The following is a 22,374-nucleotide window of genomic DNA, read 5'->3' on the forward strand; positions in this document are numbered from 1 at the left end:
CATTATGAAACACCTATTCAATAAAATAACCGCCTTGTTAATATTGGCCAGTAGCGCCCCTATCACAGTAATGGCGGAGTCTAGCTTAAAATTTAATGGCGAAGCTGGAGCAGGAGTGATTGCAAACTCAGCCTTAAGTGTGGATGAACTTGATGATGTTTCATCACAAGGAGATAACGGATATGAGTGGTTTGCAAACTTAGGGGCGGAGTGGCGCACAACCAAACATACTAAGTTAACTGCTAATTACACCTATAACCAACAACAATATCGCGAGTTTTCTGAGTACGATTTAGCTTTGCAGCAACTGTCGGTTGATGGCAGTTATTTATTTAGTAAAAGTGAGCTAGGAATACGAGCGGATGCCGCTTCGGCGGCACTGGCTGGTGATACTTTTTTAGATTATCAACAGGTTAGTGTGTATTTAGGGTACTTTATTCAGCCACAAACTTACCTACGCTCAAGTTTAAAAACTAAACAAAAGCACTTTGCCGAATTGTCTGAGCGTGATGCAAAAGGAGTAGGTGCCTCAGTCGATTTGTTCCATTTTTTAAATGGGGCCAATACTATGTTGATGCTGGGGCTAAGTGCTGAGCAAGAAGACGCTCAAGATCAACAATTTACATACAATGGCTTAGGGTTAGTCACTAAAGTCAGCCATAAGTTTGGTCTGTTTGGGCTTGATACTAAATTTGCTTTGGGCTTGCGATTGCAACAAAAAGACTATCAAACAACAGAGCACAGCAGTGTATTGACAGAAGAAAGCACAGACAGAGATGAAACTAGGCGAGTAATAGAGGCCAGTTGGCAGTTAACCCTGTTAGATAACTTGGCTTTAAAAACTGAGTTAGAACATGGCGATTTTGATTCTCAATTAGACAGTCAAACCTATCAGCAAACTCTTGGTAGCCTTGGCCTCACTTACAGCTTTTAATTAAGGGCGAATGGCGCCTTCGCCGTAAATAGGGTCTCTACCTTTTGCACCAAGATCCTCTGCTTGTTGCAAAAGGTAGTGAAGAACTTTTTGTGTATCCCACTTTTTATTTTTTGCAACTATACAGGCTAGGGCTGCCGCTACCACAGGTGCGGCCATAGAGGTACCCGACTCTTTGCCTACACTATGGTTAGGTTGCGCACTTAATACATTCACGCCCAAGGCTGAAAAATCAATATAGTCACCACGATTAGCCCAGCGATAAGGTTGTAACTGCTGATCAAAGGCACTCACTGCTATTACGGGGGGATAAGCAGCCGGATAAACCGCTGGAGCTGCGGGCCCCTCATTACCCGCAGCTGCTACAATAAAGGCTCCGCGTTTTGTGGCGGCATGAATGATTTGTTCAAGCATAGCGTTGGCTGGGCCTGATAAACTCATATTAATAACTTTAACTTGCTGTTCGAGTAGCCAATTGAGCCCTGCTATCATGGCTTGTAAGGTCGCGCCTTGGGCAAACTCAGATTGACGATAAAATACTGCCGCTGAATAAAGCTCAGCTTTAGGTAACAGGGGGCTAAGCTCGTCACTTGCCCCAATTAACACACTGGCCACAGCACTGCCATGAATAGTCGGTGAGCTGAGGCTTTCAGGTAAAAACGATTTTTGTTGAATTCGACTTTTGGCAAATACTCTGTGCTGGTTATCAATGCCGCTGTCAATTATGCCAATAGATACTTGTTGATTACACATAGCTTTGGCGGGACTATTTGGGGCGGTAGATTGTTGCGCCTTATCGCCACTAGTTTGTACTTGGTAAATATGATTTCTACCTAAACTGGCCATAGATTCAGCAGGTAAATGTTTAGCAAGAGCGGCTTTGGTGTCTAAATAATCGGGCACAGTAAAGCGTAATAGCTCTAAGCCAAGCGCAGCATAAGACTCAGTGGCATTTATTTGCGCGCCAAGTTGGATTAATTTTTGCGTTACGCTTTTTGAAGCAAGCACCATCCATTGATGTTTAACTGCACGCCAACCGTTTTCCACTTCTACTTCAATCAGCGCAGGGGTGGTTAAGTCTTTGCCTATGGCTAAGGTGTTAGGTAAGGCATCGAGAGGCAAGGTAATGACCTCTGAAGCAGGAGGTAAACTACTTAGCGCAAAAGGTGGCCGATTAATTGTTTGTTTTAAACGCTGTTCAATTTTTGCTGTGCTGCGGGTAATCTGATCTACTGGTTTAAGGAGTTGTTTAGTATTAATAACTTGAGCGGCTGAAAATTGACTAAAAGCCAACAGAGTCATTAGGGTAAGCTTACAAATTCCCATGGTTTCCTCGTAATTAAAAGACTAACTTAGGCAGTTAACGTTTCAACATGAAATAAATTTCAATTTTTTTGGAATAAAAGTCTAAGTGGTTCGTCAACTTAGCAAATACGTAAAAACAAGAGTATTAACTATGCAGGAATCTTTTGAAAATATCATACCTATGTTACGAAGGTTTGCCTATTCGCTTACCGGAAGTCATGCAGATGCCGATGATTTGGTGCAAGCCACCTTTGAAAAAATCTTAGCTAAAGGCGTTCCCGAAGATGTGGAGATTTTGAAATGGGCATTTAAAGTATGCCGCAATTTATGGATAGATGAATATCGCGCCAACAAAGTGAGACAACAAGCTACCCAGGCACCTGAATTACAAGAGCAGCTGGTTGAGTTGCATCCACAACACGAATCCAAAAGCATTTTAACAAAGGTTAACTCGGCTATGGACACCCTACCAAACGAACAGCGTTCCATTTTGTCGTTAGTGGCATTGCAAGGTATGCCGTACAAAGATGTGGCAAACATTTTAGACATTCCCATAGGCACTGTTATGAGCCGCCTCTCAAGAGCCAGGCAAAGTTTATTGACTTTGGTCAAGGGGCAAGAAATAGGAGAAAACGCATGAGCATAACGGATGAAATGTTGACTGGCTTTTTAGACGCAGAGTTAAGCCAAGCAGATATGGAAAAGGTGCGTATTGCCCTTGAAACTGATGATGAGTTAGTGATGCGTATGGCTGAACTGTCGGAGGTAGACCAATGGGTGGTTGAGCATGCTAAACAAATTGACCATTCCCCAGTGCCAGAAATATTAGTGTCTTTGGCTAAACAAATAGATGCTAAACAGCAAAAATATCCTGAACAAACCAATAATGTTGTACAGATGTCTGCCTGGAAAAAATGGACGGCTGATTTTAAAGTGCCTCATGCTTTAGCTGCTGGTGTGGCAATAGTGGCGAGTTTTATCTTGTTAGATACACAGCAGATTAAACAACAAAGTGGTTTTTCCTCTGAGGTTGCCAAGGTTTTAGATACCAGTTTAAGTGGTCAGGCTTATGATTTGCAAAGCGGTCAGACTGTAACTGCACAATTAAGTTTTGCCAATCAACAAGGCCAGTTTTGTCGTCAATACCTAATACAAGATGTACACAGCTCGACTCAGATTGCGTGTAAAGGAGCCACAGGTTGGGAGTTAAAAGCGCAGTCAGATGAACCTAATGTGGCCAATGCAACTGAGTATCAAACCGCTTCAAGCAAACATAAGCTTGACCAAATGATAGACAAGATGATTGCCGGTGCGCCTTTTGATCGTCAACAAGAACAAAGTGCCATACAAACAGATTGGCAAAACAACAACTAATATTGAGGAGTAAACGATGAAATCTTTTTCGCTGATATGTATTTTAATGCTAACAATCTCGGGTTGTGCGTCTAAGCCTGATTTTCGAGAAGCCAAAAATGGCTCGGCTGGCTACTCCGAGCAAAAGATAACAGATGACCGTTATCGAGTGCAGTTTAAAAGCTATAGTCATAATGTGGCTGATGCATCGGATTATGCTTTGTTGCGTGCTGCTCAATTGACCCAAGCTCAAGGTTTTGATTGGTTTGTGGTGACCAGCAAAGAAACCTTTGTTGAGTCAGAAAAAGTACAACCTCAATCTGCCATTGGCATGACCCAATCTCGACGGGTAGAAAGGCATTGTGGTTTGCTAAGCTGTGAAACTCGTAGCCGCCCTTCAACCGAAGTGGCGATGAGCATCAACACTGGCATGAATAGTCAACGTAAAGAGGTGGTAAGTATTATCGAAGTGCGTATGGGTAAAGGCGTTAAACCCAATGCCGAGGTTTATGGTGCGCAAGATGTGCTCGACAACCTGAGTAGTAAAATCGAAAAATAGTTAGGTCACTGTCTACGCCTTACCTCTTTGCCTTACCTCTTTATTAGGGGTAAGGCGTTGCCAACTTAAATAGCATTAATCATTATCTAAGCTTGATTAAAGGTGAGGCTAAAGGCGTTATCTAAATCAGCAATTAAATCTTCAGGATGTTCTAAGCCAATAGACAAGCGAATAAGTCCATTAGTGACACCAAATTTATCACGTAATTCAGCCGGCACTCCCGAATGGGTGGTACTGCCAGGGTGGCAAACTAAGCTTTCGCTGCCGCCTAGACTTACAGCCGATTTAAAGATAGATAGATTATTTATTAGCTCAAAAGCTTTGGCTTTGGGTACATCTAACACAAAAGAAAAAGTTGAACTTGGCCCAGAACATTGGCGCTGATACACAGCTTGATAAGCAGCATCAGTGATAAACTCAGGATGCAATACTTTGGCGGCTAAATAAGGATTATGGGCTAACCAATGGGCCACTTTTTTGCCACTATCGGCGGCACGTTGCATACGAATACTTAAGGTTTCTAAGGAGCGCGAAATCATCCAGCTAGTGTGTGGATCTAAGTTTAAGCCTATGGCGCCACGCGTAGCCCTAACTGGACGTAACATATCGCGGCTACCGCAAACTGCACCGGCAACTAAATCACTGTGTCCACCCACATATTTAGTCAGTGAATACATAGCCATATCTATACCTTGTGGCACGGCTTGCTGAAATACCGGCCCCATCAAAGTATTGTCGCACACGCTTATTGGGCGGTGCCCTGTTTCTGACTCAATAGTATCTAATACACGATTTAAGGCGGCAAAATCCACCAATGAATTGGTGGGGTTAGCTGGCGATTCTACAAATACCATAGCAACACGGCCTTTTTTAGTGGCCTCTCGCATGGCAACTAACATAGCGGATTCATCTAGCCCATTGTGAAACTCGCTGGTTTTAATATTAAATTCAGGCAAAAACTTACGAATAAGGGTTTCGGTTCCGCCATAAAGAGGCGCACTTTGTACTATCACATCTCCAGGGCGCAAATAGGCTAATAGAATGGCGCTAATGGCGCCCATACCACTTGAACATACCACCGCGCTTTCTGAGCCTTCAAATACGGCCAAACGGTCTTCAATAATTTCTACATTAGGATGATTAAAACGGCTATATATCAAGCCGCCCACACTGCCTTCGGGAGCGGGTTTACGACCTGCCATAATATCAAAAAACTCTTCCCCTTCTTCTGGAGTTTGATAGGCAAAAGTTGAGGTGAGAAAAACCGGTGGTTTGACTGAGCCTTCTGAAAATTGTGGGTCGTAACCATAAGACATCATTAAGGTTTCGGGTTTGAGTTGGTGTTCACCAATGGCGTTTTTTTTGTAATTTCTAGATTTTGTCATGGAGCTAATCTCGTTTTAATTATTATGCTGTGAGAGACAAGGGCATCTTGTGCCTAGTCAACCAATCTTTATGTGAGCAGTCTATGTTTAGCTTTAAGATAAGTACACAGCTGCAACTAAAATGTCGCGGGCAACTAGTGTAAATAGATGCGGATATTAACTAAGGTGCTTTTTGCATTGGGTTAGGAGCTTGCGAAGCGGCACATGTGTGACTAATCTCAGGTTTCAAGTTAATTACCGTGAGAGCCCTTATGCCTACTATTAGCTCATCAGATCTCGCCGTTAATCAAGAGATAGCCGCGTCAGCACCTGACGCTCTATTAAACGTGACCATAGACTCACAAAACCCTCTCGCCACTGGCTCTTATGAATTTCAGTTAGTGGTGACAGATGATTCTGGCAACCAGTCGAATCCAACAACGGTTAAAATAGTGATAGCCGATGATACCGCGCCTACTGCCGTTATTGACGCACCAGATAGGGTTGGCTTTGGTAAAGACTTTGCCCTTAGTGGCAAGCGCTCTATTGATATAGGTGGCAAGTTAAATAGGTTTACATGGACCTTAATAAAAGCCCCATAAAGTTAACCCTTAATCAAGCCTATAGCAGTGCAGAACCACTTTTATGGGTAAAAGGCTTAACTCGTGCAGGTGAATACCAGTTTCAACTAGTGGTAACAGATGAAGCTGGTAACAGCAGTAAAGCGGCTGTTATTAGTGTAACTGTTGAGCCTGAAGCAAATTTATGTATAAGATTCACTAGGCGTTTGCAAATGTGGTTATCTAGATTATTAGGAAAACGGCAGGCATAGCACTAAAGTACAGTTGGTTAAAATCCATACAAGGCGTAAATTGACTGGTCTACCACTTTAAAGGGTAATTGCATGTCTAGTATTTCTAAAGCTGTTGGGCTGACCTTAGTTTCGCTCTTGGGGAGCAAAATTGTATATAGCCAAGAAGCCTTGCCAGCATTAAATATTCCTACAAATGAAGTGACTGTTTCGGGAATTTCAAGTGGCGCTTATATGGCTCAACAGCTACATACTGCGTATAGCAATAGATTTTCAGCAGCGGCCATCATCGCTGGTGGACCATTTTATTGTGCCGAAAACAATCTTTCTATTGCGCTTACACGTTGCATGAAGCCTGATGATATCAATAAGCCAGATGTAGCTAGGTTGCAGAGCATTACAACTCAGTTTGCCGCCAATGGTGATATTAGTCCTATTGCTAATATGCAAAATGATAGGGTTTGGGTATTTTCAAGCGCAGCTGATTCAGTGGTACTACAAGCTGCAAGTGATAGTTTGGTAAATTATTACCAAGCATATATTAAGCCTGACAATCTAAAGTATGTGAATAATATCGGTGGTGAGCATTCAATGCCTACCGATGATTTTGGTTACCCCTGTGCATATTTAGGCAAGAGCAGTAACAGCGAGGATCATTTTATCAATAACTGCGGTTTTGATGCTGCAGGGCAGTTACTAGCTTTTAGTTATAAGCGTATTAAGCCACCAAAAAATACTGAACTTAGCGGGCGCTTAATTGCCTTTGATCAAAGTAGTTTTATAGCCAACCCCAATTCTCATGGGTTAGCTGAAACTGGTTATGCTTATATTCCCCAAAGTTGCGAAACCCCTAGAGGAAAAAGTGGGAAATTACCTAAGTGCAAATTACATCTTGCCTTACACGGTTGCCTGCAAAGCGCAGATCGAATTGGTACCACCTTTGTTGAGCGGGCGGGTTATAACGATTGGGCCGAACGAAATAATATTGTTGTATTGTATCCCCAGGCCACGGCTAGCTTAGAGCAAGGTAATGGCAATGGCTGTTGGGATTGGTGGGGATATGATGACCCAAATTATGCCAAGCGTTTAGGTAATCAAATGGATGTAGTAATGCAAATGATCAATAGGCTCACTGCCAATGATGAACAAGCACCAGCCCCCGATGCACCTGAAAATTTAAGCATAAGTTTACCAAGTACGGGACACATACAAATAGGTTGGGACGCTCAAGCGGGAGTGCAAGGTTATGCTGTCTATCAAGCCAAGGAATCAAATGGTCCTTACTTTTTAGTATCTAGTGATCTTATTGTTGAGCCAAGTTTTGATTTTCAGCAGCCTATTGGTTCAACTTTTTATTATCAAGTGGTTGCGGTTGGGGCTGATTTAGGTGAGGGTAAACCATCAAAACAATTTGCAGTGTCTGTGCCTGGCATTCCTTAGTTATTGTTTATTTTGTTAGCCAAACAAAAACGCCCAACTTAGAGTTGGGCGTTTTTATTGAGGCAAAGTTGCCAAAAGCTGCTGATATAGGTTTTGGCTGTGTCTTTTAGCTTCTTACTTTCTCTAGCAACATATAATTCACTGGCACTAAAATCAGGGTAATAAAGGTAGCAAACAAAATGCCAAAACCTAGAGATATGGCCATTGGAATTAAAAATTGTGCTTGAGTGGATTTTTCGAATAACAAAGGCATTAAACCAATGAAAGTGGTTAAAGAAGTTAGCATAACTGGTCTAAAGCGCGCCGCCCCAGCAGTGGTGGCAGCGTCGAGCAAGGCCATGCCCTGAGCGCGTTTTTTGTTGATATAGTCAACTAATACCAGTGAGTCATTCACCACTACCCCAATCAGGGCTAACATGCCCAGTAAGCTGAATATGGTGAGATCCATGCCCATTAGCCAATGCCCCATTACTGCGCCTATCATGCCAAAAGGAATAACACTCATGACGATTAAGGGCTGTAAGTAAGACTTAAATGGGATAGCCAATAAACAGTAAATAATAAAAAATACAAATATTAGGGCCCAGCCTAATGATCCAAAAGATTCGCGCTGCTCTTTGGCTTCGCCTTCAAGACTGTATTTTACCCCAGGATATTGTTTCACTAAGTCGGCTAAATAGTCTGAAATGTCTTGTTGCAGAACCGTCATATTAGTATTGGTTTTATCTACGTCTGCGGTCACACTCACAGTTCTAAAGCGGTCGATGCGATAGATAGTAGAAGGACTCTTGTTAGGGATCAGCTCTGCTACATGAGAAAGCGGCACTTTATCACCAGTGGGTGTTTGCACTAGTATGTCTTTTAAGGTGGACAAGGAGCTGCGTTCTGACAGAGGTAAGCGCACCATAACTCGTACATCATCACTGCCACGTTGAATACGTTGCACTTGTGAACCAAAAAAAGCATTACGTACTTGTTGCGATATGCCAATACGGGTGAAGCCTAAAACCTTACCTGTTTCGGTCAGCTCTATGCGTAGTTCTTCTTTACCATCAGATAAACTGTCGGCTATTTCAAACACTGTAGGGTAGGTGGCTAAGCGCTTTTTCACTTGCTCGGCTAACTGATTTAACGTGGTGAGAGATTTTGCACTTAGTTGAATGTCTATAGGGTCAGACGAGCGGCCTATTTCTGCTCTAAAGGTGAGTAATTCAGCGCCTGGAACTGAGCCAATTAAACGTCGCCATTCTCTAACTAATTGTGCTGAGGTAATGTCTAGGGTTCGTTTTTCTGGCGGCATTAACTCAAAGCGCACCCCACCAACATTGGTATTACCACCCCGGCCACCTGTAGTTGAGAGTATATTAGTAATGACCTTTTCCCCAGTCACATCGTCAACGTACTTGTTTTGCAGCTCAATGGCTTTGTCTGTCATACGAGTGATGTATAAATTGGTTATTTCGAAAGGTGTGCCTGTAGGCATAGTTAAGTTTGCTCTTACCGTTTCGCTTGGAATGCGTGGGAAAAATACAAACTTGGTCCAGCCACTGGTTATTAGCGCTGAAATAATCACAAATACCGCCACAAAGATGCTTAAGGTGGTCATTTTGTTTTTTAAGGCTTTATTTAGGATAGGTTGATAATAAGTCATGATGGCTTTTTCAAAGCCATCAGCAAAGCGTTGTTGAAAACGCTCAAATCCATTCATCGAACTTTTTTGCTGACGTAATTTAATGTTTTTAAGGTGCGCTGGCAGTACAAATTTAGACTCAACTAAAGACAGCAATAACACAGGGATAACCACAAAAGGAATTTGCGCAAAAATTGGCCCACGGTTGCCTTCAATAAAGGCTAAAGGTAAAAATGCCGCCACTGTGGTTAATATCCCAAAGGTCACAGGGGTTGCCACTTCTTTAGTGCCGTTAATGGCTGCTTCTTCACTGCTGGTGGCGGTTTTTAAGTGAGTGTAAATGTTTTCCCCTGTGACTATGGCATCGTCTACTACTATGCCTAATACCAAGATAAAGCCAAACAAGCTCATAATATTAATGGTAACGCCCATCACAGGCATAAACATAAAGGCCCCTAAAAAGCACACAGGAATGCCAATAAATACAAAAAATGCGATAGAAGGGCGTAAGAATAAGGTCAGTAATAACAACACTAAAATACCACCTTGAATGGCATTAGAAGTCAGTGTGGCGATACGACTTTTTACCACTTCTGAATCATCATCCCAATAGGATAATTCAAAGCCCACAGGCAAGCTGGCTTGCTTTTGATTGATGTAGGCTTTGACTTGATCGGCCACTTCAATGGCACTTTGTTGACCTATGCGATACACATCTAAAAAGGCTGCTTGTTTGCCATTAAATCGGGTTCTTACCGGCGTTTCTTCAAAACCATCTGTGATAGTGGCTATGTCTTTTAAGCGCACCACAGAGCCATTCACATCGGTAAGAATAGGAATGTTGATAAATTGGTCTTTATGGTATGCCTGACCTTTGGTGCGGATCAGTACATCGCCACCTGAGGTTTTTAGGTTGCCAGCCGACAAATCAGCACTGGCATTGTCAATTAAGTTGGAAATTTGGTTAATTGTAAGTTGGTATTGTTGCAATTTAGCTTGGCTGACTTCTATGCTAATTTCGTAATCTCGCACCCCATCTAAATCAACTTGGGTGACCCCATCAATTAACAGTAATTCGTCGCGTACTTGCTCGGCATATTCTTTGATCTCTTTTTCGCTATAAGGCGCAGAAATAGTCACCGCAATCACTTCTCTACGTCTTTGAGCTAACGCAATAACCGGCTTTTCTGCATCAACTGGAAAGTTATTAATGGCATCTACTCGGCTTTTAACATCGGCAAGGATCTCACGGGCATCATAGCCGTTGTCAACTTCTATGGTGACTGAAGCTGAACTTTCAGACGAACGACTAGTAATCTTTTTAATTCCTTCAAGATCTTGCACAGATTCTTCAATCAGCACAGTCACACCTTGCTCAACGTCCTCGGGGGCGCCGCCACGTAAACTTACGCTAACCGATATGCGCTCAGACTCAAAGGTAGGAAAGACCTCAATGGGAATTTGGGTAAATAAGCTAAATAATCCCCCCATAAGAATGCTAACCATCAGCAAGTTAGCTGCTACTGAGTTTCGAGTAAACCAAGCGATCATGAGTTTGGCCTTGTGTTGCTAGTAGATTGAGAAGCTTTGCCTTTTGCTGGCCTAGGTTTATCAGCGTCCTTCGACCTGTCTCGCTGCCCAGGTTTTTGCATACTGCCAATTTGGATTTGGTTACTGGTATCTTTAGGCTCGGCTATTTGAACTCTAGTGCCAGAACTCACTTGACCCATAGGAGTTAGCACTAAAGTATCGCCAGCTTGTAAGCCTTGGCTAATGATGGCTTCGCTGTTGTTTTGCCATCTAATGTTAATGTCTTGGCGCAGCAGGGTATTGTTACTGACTGTATAAACATAGCTGCCTTGATAAATGGCACTATTGGGGATCACTATGGCATTATCTAAGGTTTTGCCTTCTAAGCGAGCATTTACGTATTGGCCAATTTTTACTGGCACCGAATCACTGTTGTTGCGGCTGTAAGGGTCTTCTATTTGCGCTACTGCATATAGTTGTTGGGTGCTGGCATCTATGGCGCCCTCAGTACGAACTAATTTAGCTAACCACTTTTGCTCACCTACTAAATCTGAATATAAATAAACCTTAGCATTCACAGCGCTGTTTTGTTGGTCGCGATACTCAACAGGTAAATCAATTAATGCTAAGTCGCTATTATTAATAGGTAAGCGAACTTCTACGTTATCAATGGCATAAATGCTGGCCAAACTCGCATTAGAACTGACTACCTGGCCCAAATTAGCCTGAGTTTTTAGAATGCGTCCTGCATAAGGTGCTCTAATGGTGGCGCGCTCAAGGGCTAAATCGGCTTTTTGTTTTTGCGCCTGAGCAGACAATAAACTGGCTTGGGCGGCAGCCAATTGGGGTTCACGTAGCACCAAAGAATTAGGTTTAGCGCCATTACCTAAACGTTTCCAATCTATTAAGGCTTGCTCAGCTTTGGCTTGTTCTTCGAGAAGCGCTTGTTGGGCACTAGATACATTGGCTTGGGCAATCAATGATTCGGCTTTAAAGTCGCGATCATCAAGCCATACCAAAGGTTCTCCTTTTTCAAAAAAGCCGCCATCTCTAAATTGCTCACTTACTTTTATAATCTGGCCACTTACTTGTGCAACTAATACACTTTGTGTGCGTGGCTGGACTACCCCAAAACTATCAAGCATAACTTGATAACGGCGCGGCACAATTTCACTGACCTCGACCATAACTTGGGTGCCAGCACCGGCTGAACGTCGCTCAGTCTTGGGCGGATTTGAGGTGACATACAAGACTATGCCCACACTACAAAGGATAATAATTGCTGGGATCCAGCGTTTATGTAATTTATTCATTAGCGTCCATTTTTTCACTGGTCAAAAAGTTAAAACCGCTACCTAAGGCCAAGTGCAGGTTGATACGGTTGGTGATTAATTCGCTTTGCAGCTGAATTAGGCTACTTTGTGCATCTACAGCTCGGGTTTGCGCCTCTAGCACTGTGGTGTAATCCACTAAGCCTTTTTGATATTGCTCAAAGGCGAGTTGTTCTGCAGCCTGAGCATTGTCCTTGGCTGTGGCAAAGTCGTGAATTCTGGTGGCTAAATTACTCTCTAAATACAGCGCATTTTCAACCGAGAAAAACACCTCGCGTAGGGTATCTAAGTAATCTAACTCTGCTTGTTGTGCAGTAAAGTCGGCAATATCTTGGTTGTTAGCAAGTTTGCCTGCGTTAAATAATGGGGTAACTACACTTCCCACCACAGACCAAATAAGATCTGATGAAAACAATTGGCTGATATCTTCTGAAGATTTACCTAGGCTACTGGTTAAGGTAAAGCTTGGAAAACGCTGTTTATGTGCCACAGCTACTAATTCATTGGCTTGCAACATGTTTAACCAGGCCATTTTGACTTTAGGGTTATTTTTAGCAATATCGGCGGGCAGGCCAGTGCTTAAGTCATCACTAAGTGTTGGCATGTTTTGGTTAAAAGATAAGGCACTTTCGGGATAAAAACCTAGTGCTTTTTCAAGTTGGCGAGTTAGGTTTTTTGTTGTTTGTAGTTGTGCCGTTACCTTAGCGCGATCTGAGTGCAGTTGGTTGCGAGCTAAGTACACATCTAGTGCGCTATTTAATCCTTGTTGATAGCCAGACTCTATTATCATTTGGCTTTGCTCAGCGTTTTTGGCACGTTGTTCAAACAAAGCAAGTAAAGCCTTAGCCTCTAGAATTTGGGTGTACAAGCTAAAGACTTCGCCTATTAAGCTTTGTTTGGCTTGTTGGTATTGAGCTTGGCTGGCTAATAACTGGTAAGCTTGCGCTTGGGCTTGTGCCCCTAATTTACCCCAAAGGTCAATCTCGTAACTGCCCGATAAACTCACACCGTGGCCACTGCTTAGACTTGTTTGAGACTGACTACGCGAGGCATTGATATTTAATCCTAAAGTAGGCCAAAGTTGTGCTTGCTGATTATCTAATTGTTTTTCGGCAATCTTAACCGCCAAGGCTTGTTTTTGTAGCTCGGGGTTATGGCTTAGAGCACGTGTAATTAAAGCATCTAGCTCTGGATTAGCATAACTTTGGTACCAACTGTCTGAAGACTGTGCTTGCTGGTCTAATTGTGGCTGGGCAATCCAGTTTGCTGGTGCATGCTGATCCATATCCGCGCTTGGAAATGACATCTTGGCTTGGCAAGCAGATAAACTAATTGCAATAAAAAGGTAACTGAATTTACGCACGATCTCTCCCTTAGTGAAGCGCCACTATATATTGAATTTTATTTAAATGAAGTGACTTTACAGAAGATTTACAGTTGCGGTTTTTTATTAAATTTTAATCACTTAGGCAAAGTCTTAGGATGCCATTCAAACGGTGATAACGCTTAGTCAGAGTTAGCCATTAGAGGCCAAGAATTAATGGCAATGTTGCAAAATTAGGGCGTTCAAAGTGGCGTAACGAGCTGGCAAAATACGCTGCTTTTTTTTCACCAGATATAGGTTTTCTAATACGGGCTTGGTAGCTGGCAGTATTTGCAAATTTTGTGGTTGAGCAAAGCTGTTGATCACACTTCTGGGTAACAGGGTAAAACCTAAGCCTTTTGCTACAGGTTGTAAAATTTGTCCAATTTGATTGATGAAGCCAGCAATAGGTACCTTGTGCATATCCAGTAGTTGTAAATCTGGGGTCTGGCATTTAACTAAGTACATAGATAAATAATGCTCGGCATCAGGGTGAGAAATTAGCCCGGTTTGCAACAACAACTGAGCTGCAGGCATTTGGATGTCGGCAGAGGCTGGTAACACTAAACACAATTCTTCTTGGCCAATTTGCTCCACATCAAATAAGCCTGAATTAGGTATATCTGTTACTATTCCTTGGTCTATGTCACCGGCTTTTACTTCATTTAAGATCTGCCGATTGGGAGCGGCTTTAAGTTTGATGATTAAATTAGGGTGCGCCACTTGTAAGCTTAACAGGTGCGGGTAGAGCAGCAAAGCTAATGCGCCAGAGCAAGCCAGGCTGCATTGACCCGCAACAGGATCATCAAAGGCCAGCTGCTCTAACAGGGCATTTTCGTTAGCCGCTAAGGTTTTGGCGTAGTGGTAAACTATATGTCCTTGTTCACTCACTAAAAAAGATTTTTTATCGCGCTTAATTAATTTATGGCCACATGCTTGTTCAAGCTTATTAATATGTTGGCTAACTCCAGGCTGAGTCATAAATAGCTTTTCAGCGGTTTGAGTAAAGTGCCCAGTATCCACCAGAGTCACAAATGTTTTAAGCCAGGTTGGATTTAACATCTCTATCTTGATAACAAAAAATTATTATTTTAATTATTAATGATAATTTCACGTAATGCTATTGGTTTTCTACACTGCTTGCATCAACTGGTTAGCTTGACTGTTGCTTAAATTTGGAGAGTGTTATGAAAATGAATCATATAGGTATTATGGTAGGTAACATGGATAAGGCAGTTGAGTTTTACACTCAGGTGCTGGGTCTACGTATAGTGATGAACAATACTAAAGTTCTTGAAGAGCGAAAAAGCGCCATAGGCAAGATGTGTATAGCGGTATTTGGCGAAGGCTTTGGTGAATTTAATATAGCCCATTTAGTGACAACAGATGGTATTGGCGTGGAGTTGTTTGAAATGAAAAATCGGGCTGAGCGCCACGATCTAGACTTTTCACGCTTGGGTATTTTTCACTTTTGCTTGCAGACTCATGACTTTGAAACTGTGATGCAAAAAACCGAACAATATGGCGGAAAAGTGAGAATGGATGTTATGCGCTACCACCCTGATGATGATACTAAGCCGGCCAAAATGGTGTATTTAGAAGACCCTTTTGGTAATTTATTTGAATTGTACTCACATAGCTATGAAGAGACTTACGCGTCTGACTACGACTAGGTTTTAAACTCAGCTTAGGTTAATGGCTATTAACCTAAGCCTTTTACTTATCTTTATAAAATCAATACACCTACTGCTAGTTCTGCCCAGGTATAAATAAATAAGGCGGCAAACAATAGGGCAAGTAAGATTCTTCGTTGTGGGGTTTTTCGTGCTAATACAATATAGGCACTGCCTAAGCCAAAACATAAAATCCCCATTACAACAAAGTCACTCATGGTCCAATTGACTTCTTGAGTAAATTGCATAGCAACTAAAGGGATCAATAATAAGGTGGCGGTGAATAAGGTTAATATTGAAAAGCCATTTTTAAAATTAAGCATCTGTCGGACTCACTTTACTTTGAGTGTAAATTTCTAAGATTTAATGTGCGCGACTATGGCTGATTTTGCAAGGGACTAAAATGTTAAAAAATATGACAAAAACCAATTAAAGCACAGTTAAACAAAATAAAAAAACCGGCCAAGGCCGGTTTATATAAAAGCAAAAAGAATGGAACTAAGGTTTGCTTTACACTCTAAATTGCTGAACCGAACTTTGTAGTTCTTCGGCTAGTTTGGCCACTTCGTGGCTAGATTCAGAGGTTTGATTTGCGCCTATAGTGGTTTCTTCGGCAATATTTACAATGCTTTCTAACTTTTCACTGATTTCTGCTGAAACAATATTTTGTTCGCGTGCAGACTGTTCAATTTGACTACTGACGTCATAGGCTTTGTGTACTGCATCTGTAATAGACTCAAGGGCCTCTGTCGCAGTTTCGCTTTGCTCAACACATAAGGTGGTTTGTTCTTTACCTTGATTCATTACCGACACTGCTTTTTCGGCACCTGCTTGTAAGACTTCAATCATAGAATTGATTTCTTGAGTTGATTGCTGAGTACGACTGGCTAAGGTACGTACTTCGTCGGCTACCACGGCAAAGCCTCTACCTTGCTCACCAGCACGGGCGGCTTCAATGGCGGCATTTAATGCTAATAAGTTAGTTTGGTCGGCCACGCCTCTGATAACATCTAAAATACCGCCAATACTGGCACTATCTTGATGTAATTTGTTAATTACATTGGCGGCTTCTTCTACGTCTTTGGCTAACACTAAAATAGTATTTTTGTTCTCAATAGAGATGGCTTTGACTTTTTCAGCCTCAGAATCTGCATGTTTAATTTGATTCAATGTATCTTCGGCACTCTTAGTCACTAATTGTGAGGTGCTGTGCATTTCTGTGGTGGCGGCTGCAACTTGTGCCACTTGAGATTTTTGATCTTGAATTGAGTGGGTAGTTTGCGCAGTTACCGCTGAGGTTTCTTCAGCAGCTGCAGCTAACTGAGCTGCGCGCGAACTGATGCCAGATATTAAGGTTTTTAAACTATCAATTAGATTGTTACAGTTTCTCGCTAACTCACCAAATTCGTCTTGCTTAGTGTCATCAAGTCGGCCGGTCAAATCACCAGTAGATACGATGTTTAACATTTGATTGACTTTATGCAATGGCTGAATAATTGCCATGACTGTTCTTAAGGCAATGGCACCAGCAATTAACACCGAAATTACGCCTATGACTATAGTCACAGTTTTACCTGTGCTAACAGAGTTAGATACATCTTCTTTGGCAACAGTTGCTTTGTTGTCGGCCAGCTTTAATAAATCATCGAGTTTTAGAATGGCACTTTTAATGTTTTCTTCTGAAGCTTGATAGGCAGAAGTTGCATCGAGCTGACTATTTAGACGTTTAATTTGAGATTGTAATAAACCGTCAGAAGACGCGATAGAATCGGTTACTACCGAAATTAAATCGTACAGCTCAGTTAGAGTTCCTGATGTATCGCGATTACCTGCTGTGTCTTGTATTTGTTGGGTTTTATCTTTGATTTGGTCAACCACTAACTCTACTTCGTTACCAATAGTGTCGGCTCTAATTAAGGTTTGAGTTTTAACATACTCGGCGCCTACTGTTAGTAAAGAGGTTAGGCTAGATTCAAGGCCATTGGCTATAGTCGAAGCTTTGGCCAATTGACTATTGCTTTGCACTTCGTCTAAATCGGCAAAATCCACAATTAGCGTAGAAGCATCATCGGCATTGTCTTCAATATCACTTAGTACATCTAATACTTTGTTGCCGTATTCAAGATCGGCTTTTTTATTTTCAAAAATGGCGTTAACATTTTCTATGTATTCACGGAAAATGTTTTCAGTTTCAATTAACGAAGCACGCAGATCTTTTTCTTTGCTAACCACACTGGTTAGGGTTCTGAGTTCGCTTTCAAAATTGGTCTGACTTTCTTCAAATGCGGCTTGTTGACTCTCTAAGCCATCTAAGGTTGTTTCGTAATAGGCTTCTGTTGTGAGGCGGCCCATATTCAAAAAGGAAACTTTTAACTGGCTACTGCCACTAACAGTTGGCAGTGCAAGGATATTGACCTCTTCTGTGGCACTATCCACACTTGATAAACTGGAGACTGCAACAACGCCTAAGATCACTAATAAAAGGGTGATTATGCCAAATCCACCGACAACTCGAGTAGCTACTGTAATTTTCATTTAATGGCCCTAAGTAATTTTGTCAGTGTCCATACTAACGTTTTACATTTTTTTAATTGGTAACTCTGCAGTACCATATTAACAACTTATCTTAACTATAACTGACTGAGGATAAAATTATAATACTGCAAAAATTTATCTCAGTTTAGGGTATCGGCAATTGATCAAGGATCTTGAAACTTAACTGAGACTATTTTGCCCGTGGTTAAATTTAATAAGCTCATACTTTGCCCCCAAATGTATCCAGTATCTAGCCCAACAAACTGCTGATTTTGGGTATGGCCATGCAAGGATGCCCAGTGCCCAAAAACCACTGTGGTGCTTGAGGCTAATTGGGCATTATGTATGTTAAACCAAGGGGTTAAGGAGTCTGGTGCCGCATCTGGCGCCACTTTACAACTAAAGTTAAGGTGCAAATTTTGGTCTACAAAGCGCATTCTGGTTAAGGCGTTAACGATAAAACGTGCGCGCTCTACTCCGGTTAATCTTTCTTGCCAACTATTGGGCTGATTGCCATACATGTTGGCAACAAAGTGTTGCCAGTCTTTTGCTTGTAATAATTGACTGATTTCGCTGCTGTAACTTAGAGCTTGTTTGACCGACCATTTAGGATATAAACCCGCATGAGTCACTAAAGTGTGCTCGTTTGCCATTAAGGCTAAAGGCTGGGCTCTTAGCCAATTAATATGTTGTTCTATTCGCGGACTCGTTAATAATTGATCAAGGTTGTCACTGGGATGTGCTTGGCGAATATTGGCAAAAATAGCCATGAGGTGTAAGTCGTGGTTGCCTAACACAGTAGTAAAACTGCTGCCTAAACTGTGTAAATAATCTAAGGTCTGCAAAGGCGCGGGGCCTCTGCCAATTAAATCGCCTACCGCTATTAAACGGTCTTGTGATGGACAAAACTGGACTTTTTTTAGCAACCTCTGCAGCCCAGTAAAGCAGGCTTGTATGTCGCCTACTATATAAGTTGCCATATTAATTTAAGACGTTTGGTACGGCTAAACTAAAGACTTCAATGGGGGCTTGGAATAATTCGCCGTCTGCCCATTGCATTTCATAGAAGCCTTGCATGGTTCCTACAGGGGTATCTAAAATGGCTCCACTGGTGTATTCATAAGACTCGCCTGTTTCAATAACAGGTTGTTCACCTACCACCCCTGGGCCTTGCACTTCAGTTTTTTTGCCATCGCCATCGGTAATTAACCAATATCGATTTAGTAACTGCACAGCTTGCTGACCCTGGTTAGTGATAGTAATGGTATAGGCAAAAGGAAACTGGGCTTTATCTGGAATACGCCCATCTAAATATTGGGTCAGCACTTTAATGCTAATAGCTTGAGTCATGATCTTTTATCTACCTAGCGATCCTTGGATTGACGAGACAAAGTCTCAACAGCATTAGCTATTTTGGCGTATTGTTCTAATGACAAGTTTTCGGCTCGCAACTCAGGATTAATATCTAGATCAATAAGTTGCGCCTCAGTAAGGCTTTTTTTGAGACTATTACGGATAGTTTTGCGTCTTTGGTTAAAGGCTTGTGCACAGACTGTGTGTAGCATCTCTTCATTTAATAAGCTGACGGGTTTTTGTGCGTGCGGGATCAAACGAACAACAGCTGAATCAACTTTAGGTGGGGGATTAAACGCTCCAGGCGGCACTTGTAACACAGGTATTACTTGGCAATGATATTGGGCCATAACAGATAAACGCCCATAGTTTTTATTACCAGGTGAGGCCGCCAGTCGATTTACCACTTCTTTTTGCAGCATAAAATGCATGTCTTGCACTTTGTTGGCAAAAGAGAATAAGTGAAACATCAAAGGGGTGGAAATATTGTAAGGTAAGTTACCAAAAATCCGTAAAGGCTGATCGTTTTTTAATAGCTCAGTAAAATCAAATTTAAGCGCATCGGTTTCAACAATAGTGAGTTTGCTGGCTATAAACGGATGGGTTCTTAACCTTGCGGCTAAATCGCGATCCAGTTCTATCACAGTTAAGGCGTCGATTAATTCACAGACCGGCTCAGTTAAGGCGCCTAAACCCGGACCAATTTCTACCATGTGCTGGCCTTTTTGCGGAGCAATGGCCGACACTATTTGGTCGATAACATAGTTGTCGTGCAAAAAGTTTTGCCCGAATCGTTTTCTGGCCGTGTGACCTAAATGTTGTTTACTCATTGTTTTTGCGCTGCTATTGAAATGGCTTTATCTAAGGCTAAATGAAAACTGCCGGCATCGGCTTGACCGGTTCCAGCTAAATCTAAGGCAGTGCCGTGATCGACCGAGGTGCGAATAAAAGGCAAGCCAAGGGTAATATTAACCGAGGCTCCAAAGCCTTTATACTTTAACACTGGCAAGCCTTGGTCGTGGTACATAGCTAAAATGGCATCCGCCTGTTCTAGGTACTTAGGATTAAAAATGGTATCGGCTGGTAAAGGCCCAGTAATATTTAACCCTTCTTCGCGAAGCGCATTTAGGGTTGGCGTTATGACTAAAATCTCTTCTTTACCTAAGTGCCCATCTTCACCAGCATGAGGGTTTAATCCACACACAAAGATGTGCGGTTTTTTAATACCAAACTTCAGCATAAGATCGGTATTGGTAATGTGTAGCACTTTGCGTAAGCGTTCTTCAGTAATGGCTTTAGATACATAGGCCAAAGGTATGTGCGTGGTAGCAAGTACCACTCTTAAACCTTCGGTCGCCAACATCATTACTACGTCATTGGTATTGGACTCGTGAGCAAAAAACTCTGTGTGCCCACTAAAAGAAATACCTGCTTGATTAATAATGCCTTTGTGTACTGGCCCTGTGACCACAGCATCAAACTCACCTTGAAGGTTCTTTTTACAGGCCTGACGCAAGGTTTCTACTACATAGTGACCATTTTCACTGTCTAGCTGACCGGTAACCACTGGCGTTTGAGTTTTTATATCTATTAAAAATAACTCACCTGCAGACAATATTTGGTCTGAATCGGCTGAGTAGGGCACAAGTTTACATGGCAAATTTAATTGTTTGGCACGCTCGGTTAACATTTGCCCATCAGCAAAAGCCACCAATTGTGCCGGCCATTGTTTTTGTATCACTTGCAATAATAAGTCAGGACCTATTCCTGCAGGTTCCCCTGGGGTAATGGCAATACGTAATGGTTTCAATTACTTACCCTGTTGTGCTAACACTTCAACATAAGCACCCGCGCGCATTTCTCTTAACCATGCATCAGATTCTTCAGCAAATTTACGTTGAAATAATAATTGATAGGCTTTGTCTTGCTTGCGTTGCTCGGTAGCATCACCCACACGTTTGTCTAACAATTGCATAATGTGCCAGCCATGTTGAGTACGCACCGGTTGGCTGATTTCGTTGATCGCTAATTGGTTTAAGGTGTCTTTAAACTCTGGCACATAAACATTAGGATCAGCCCAGCCTAGTTCACCGCCTTTTAAGGCTGAGCCTGGATCGGCCGAATGCTCTTTGGCTAATTCTGCAAAGTCAGCTTCGCCGGCCAAAATTTGGCTACGGAATTCGCGTAACATTTTTTCGGCTTTATCGTCGCTTAAAATGACCGAAGGTTTGATCAAAATATGCCTTGATTTGACCTCAGCAATTTCTACTTTTTCTATACCGCGTAAATCTTTAATTTTAAGTATATGGAATCCGGCGCCACTGCGAATTGGACCAATGAGGTCATCTTTTGATTTGCTTTGTACGGCTTCGGCAAACAAAGTAGGCATAGAGTTGATATTTAACCAGCCCATGTCACCGCCTTCTAATGCTCTTGGGCCACCAGAAGAGGCGGTTGCAATTTTGGCAAAGTCAGAGCCTTTGTTTAATAATTCAATGACTTTGTTGGCTCGTACTTTAGCCGCTTCTATGTCTTGGTCGCTTGGCTCAGGCGGAAATTCTATCAATATGTGGCCTAAGTGATATTCGGCTTGTTGGTCGCCTTGTTCGTCGATCAACTTAACTAGATTATTGACTTCTTGCTCAGTGATATACACACGACGACGTACATTGGCGCGGCGTACTTCACCTAAAATTAATTCTTTACGAATTTCTTCGCGGTAGGTGTCGAAAGTCACCCCTTCTTGCGCGACTTTTTGACGAAATTCAGCCATGCTCATATTTTCGCTTTGGGCAATATTCGCAATGGTTTGTTCTAGTTGAGGGTCGCTAATACGTATACCCATGCGCTCGGCCATCTGCATTTGCAGGTTGTCTATGATGAGTTTCTCTATGGCTTGAGTACGAATGACACGATCAGAGGGTAGAGTTTGATTGTTTAATACCGCATTGCGTTTAACAACTGTGATTAATTCTTCGATTTGACTTTCTAACACTACACCTTGATCAACAATTACCGCAACGCTGTCCAGTAACTCTGGGGCTGCGTGGGTTTTTATCGATAAAAAAGAGCTAATTAAAATGGCGACAACTAATGCTTTCATGTTTTATTTTCTTTTCTCATTTATAGCTAAGCTTAAGCGCCTAGCAGGGGGACATCCGAATGTTTGAAACAATTAGTGATTTCAAACCTC

Annotated in this window: 21 protein-coding genes; 8 read left to right on the forward strand and 13 right to left on the reverse strand. The window is 42.1% G+C overall.

Annotation, left to right across the window (positions count from 1 at the left end; all coding sequences use genetic code 11):
- Nucleotides 1-4: 4 nt before the first annotated feature.
- Nucleotides 5-934 carry a surface lipoprotein assembly modifier gene (locus tag ACVCDT_RS03850; protein ID WP_447131434.1) on the forward strand — a complete coding sequence of 310 codons (930 nt, stop codon included), beginning with the start codon at nt 5-7 and terminating at the stop codon, nt 932-934.
- Here ACVCDT_RS03850 and ACVCDT_RS03855 read toward each other — a convergent pair whose 3' ends face one another.
- The gene (locus ACVCDT_RS03855) at nt 935-2,260 is read right to left on the reverse strand and encodes a S8 family serine peptidase (RefSeq protein WP_447131435.1); all 1,326 of its coding nucleotides are present in this window, start codon (nt 2,258-2,260) and stop codon (nt 935-937) included.
- Between the two features lie 130 nt (nt 2,261-2,390).
- On the opposite strand from ACVCDT_RS03855, the gene ACVCDT_RS03860 reads away from it, so the two are divergent.
- From ACVCDT_RS03860 to ACVCDT_RS03870, 3 genes are read left to right on the forward strand one after another with little or no spacing between them, the layout of a single operon-like run.
- Nucleotides 2,391-2,879 carry an RNA polymerase sigma factor gene (locus ACVCDT_RS03860; protein WP_447131436.1) on the forward strand — a complete coding sequence of 163 codons (489 nt, stop codon included), beginning with the start codon at nt 2,391-2,393 and terminating at the stop codon, nt 2,877-2,879.
- Nucleotides 2,876-3,613, forward strand: a complete 738-nt coding sequence (locus ACVCDT_RS03865; RefSeq protein WP_447131437.1) for an anti-sigma factor — start codon at nt 2,876-2,878, stop codon at nt 3,611-3,613. The genes ACVCDT_RS03860 and ACVCDT_RS03865 overlap by 4 nt, the downstream gene beginning before the upstream one ends.
- Nucleotides 3,614-3,629: 16 nt before the next feature.
- Nucleotides 3,630-4,151 (forward strand): CC0125/CC1285 family lipoprotein, encoded by a 522-nt coding sequence (locus ACVCDT_RS03870; protein WP_447131438.1) that lies wholly within the window; start codon nt 3,630-3,632, stop codon nt 4,149-4,151.
- Nucleotides 4,152-4,237: 86 nt separating this feature from the next.
- On the opposite strand, the gene ACVCDT_RS03875 is transcribed toward ACVCDT_RS03870, so the two are convergent.
- The gene (locus tag ACVCDT_RS03875; protein ID WP_447131439.1) at nt 4,238-5,536 is read right to left on the reverse strand and encodes a cystathionine gamma-synthase family protein; all 1,299 of its coding nucleotides are present in this window, start codon (nt 5,534-5,536) and stop codon (nt 4,238-4,240) included.
- Between the two features lie 251 nt (nt 5,537-5,787).
- Between ACVCDT_RS03875 and ACVCDT_RS03880 the strand changes: the two genes are divergently transcribed.
- The 3 genes from ACVCDT_RS03880 (at nt 5,788) to ACVCDT_RS03890 (ending at nt 7,766) form a co-directional block, all read left to right on the forward strand.
- Nucleotides 5,788-6,117, forward strand: coding sequence for a hypothetical protein (locus ACVCDT_RS03880; RefSeq protein ID WP_447131440.1), 330 nt, complete (start codon nt 5,788-5,790; stop codon nt 6,115-6,117).
- Entirely contained in the window at nt 6,093-6,347 is a 255-nt protein-coding gene (locus ACVCDT_RS03885) for an Ig-like domain-containing protein (RefSeq protein ID WP_447131441.1), read from the forward strand. The genes ACVCDT_RS03880 and ACVCDT_RS03885 overlap by 25 nt, the downstream gene beginning before the upstream one ends.
- Nucleotides 6,348-6,419: 72 nt before the next feature.
- On the forward strand, nt 6,420-7,766 hold the full coding sequence (locus tag ACVCDT_RS03890) for an extracellular catalytic domain type 2 short-chain-length polyhydroxyalkanoate depolymerase (RefSeq protein WP_447131442.1): 1,347 nt from the start codon (nt 6,420-6,422) through the stop codon (nt 7,764-7,766).
- Between the two features lie 106 nt (nt 7,767-7,872).
- Here ACVCDT_RS03890 and ACVCDT_RS03895 read toward each other — a convergent pair whose 3' ends face one another.
- The 4 genes from ACVCDT_RS03895 to ACVCDT_RS03910 all read right to left on the reverse strand — a co-directional run bounded on the left by ACVCDT_RS03895 (nt 7,873) and on the right by ACVCDT_RS03910 (nt 14,682).
- Nucleotides 7,873-10,947: an efflux RND transporter permease subunit gene (locus ACVCDT_RS03895; protein WP_447131443.1), complete on the reverse strand. Its 3,075-nt coding sequence runs from the start codon at nt 10,945-10,947 to the stop codon at nt 7,873-7,875.
- Nucleotides 10,944-12,239: an efflux RND transporter periplasmic adaptor subunit gene (locus ACVCDT_RS03900; protein ID WP_447131444.1), complete on the reverse strand. Its 1,296-nt coding sequence runs from the start codon at nt 12,237-12,239 to the stop codon at nt 10,944-10,946. The genes ACVCDT_RS03895 and ACVCDT_RS03900 overlap by 4 nt, the downstream gene beginning before the upstream one ends.
- Nucleotides 12,232-13,620 carry an efflux transporter outer membrane subunit gene (locus ACVCDT_RS03905; protein ID WP_447131445.1) on the reverse strand — a complete coding sequence of 463 codons (1,389 nt, stop codon included), beginning with the start codon at nt 13,618-13,620 and terminating at the stop codon, nt 12,232-12,234. Before ACVCDT_RS03905 ends, ACVCDT_RS03900 begins: the two co-directional genes overlap by 8 nt.
- A 174-nt stretch (nt 13,621-13,794) precedes the next feature.
- On the reverse strand, nt 13,795-14,682 hold the full coding sequence (locus ACVCDT_RS03910) for a LysR family transcriptional regulator (RefSeq protein WP_447131446.1): 888 nt from the start codon (nt 14,680-14,682) through the stop codon (nt 13,795-13,797).
- Nucleotides 14,683-14,807: 125 nt separating this feature from the next.
- On the opposite strand from ACVCDT_RS03910, the gene ACVCDT_RS03915 reads away from it, so the two are divergent.
- Entirely contained in the window at nt 14,808-15,293 is a 486-nt protein-coding gene (locus ACVCDT_RS03915) for a VOC family protein (protein ID WP_447131447.1), read from the forward strand.
- A 53-nt stretch (nt 15,294-15,346) separates the two neighbouring features.
- Here the strand turns inward: ACVCDT_RS03915 and ACVCDT_RS03920 are convergent, their stop codons facing one another.
- The 7 genes from ACVCDT_RS03920 to surA form a co-directional block, all read right to left on the reverse strand.
- Nucleotides 15,347-15,616, reverse strand: a complete 270-nt coding sequence (locus ACVCDT_RS03920) for a hypothetical protein (RefSeq protein ID WP_447131448.1) — start codon at nt 15,614-15,616, stop codon at nt 15,347-15,349.
- Nucleotides 15,617-15,803: 187 nt separating this feature from the next.
- Complete coding sequence (locus ACVCDT_RS03925) at nt 15,804-17,828, reverse strand: methyl-accepting chemotaxis protein (RefSeq protein ID WP_447131449.1); 2,025 nt, start codon at nt 17,826-17,828, stop codon at nt 15,804-15,806.
- 164 nt (nt 17,829-17,992) lie between these two features.
- Nucleotides 17,993-18,808: a symmetrical bis(5'-nucleosyl)-tetraphosphatase gene (locus tag ACVCDT_RS03930; RefSeq protein ID WP_447131450.1), complete on the reverse strand. Its 816-nt coding sequence runs from the start codon at nt 18,806-18,808 to the stop codon at nt 17,993-17,995.
- A gap of 1 nt (nt 18,809) precedes the next feature.
- Nucleotides 18,810-19,178, reverse strand: coding sequence for a Co2+/Mg2+ efflux facilitator ApaG/CorD (apaG, locus tag ACVCDT_RS03935; RefSeq protein WP_447131451.1), 369 nt, complete (start codon nt 19,176-19,178; stop codon nt 18,810-18,812).
- 14 nt (nt 19,179-19,192) lie between these two features.
- On the reverse strand, nt 19,193-20,011 hold the full coding sequence (gene rsmA, locus ACVCDT_RS03940; protein ID WP_447131452.1) for a 16S rRNA (adenine(1518)-N(6)/adenine(1519)-N(6))-dimethyltransferase RsmA: 819 nt from the start codon (nt 20,009-20,011) through the stop codon (nt 19,193-19,195).
- Complete coding sequence (gene pdxA / locus ACVCDT_RS03945) at nt 20,008-20,991, reverse strand: 4-hydroxythreonine-4-phosphate dehydrogenase PdxA (RefSeq protein WP_447131453.1); 984 nt, start codon at nt 20,989-20,991, stop codon at nt 20,008-20,010. Before pdxA ends, rsmA begins: the two co-directional genes overlap by 4 nt.
- The gene (surA, locus tag ACVCDT_RS03950; protein ID WP_447131454.1) at nt 20,992-22,284 is read right to left on the reverse strand and encodes a peptidylprolyl isomerase SurA; all 1,293 of its coding nucleotides are present in this window, start codon (nt 22,282-22,284) and stop codon (nt 20,992-20,994) included. It lies immediately after the preceding gene.
- Nucleotides 22,285-22,374: the final 90 nt, after the last annotated feature.

Source organism: Paraglaciecola aestuariivivens (genome assembly GCF_052983255.1).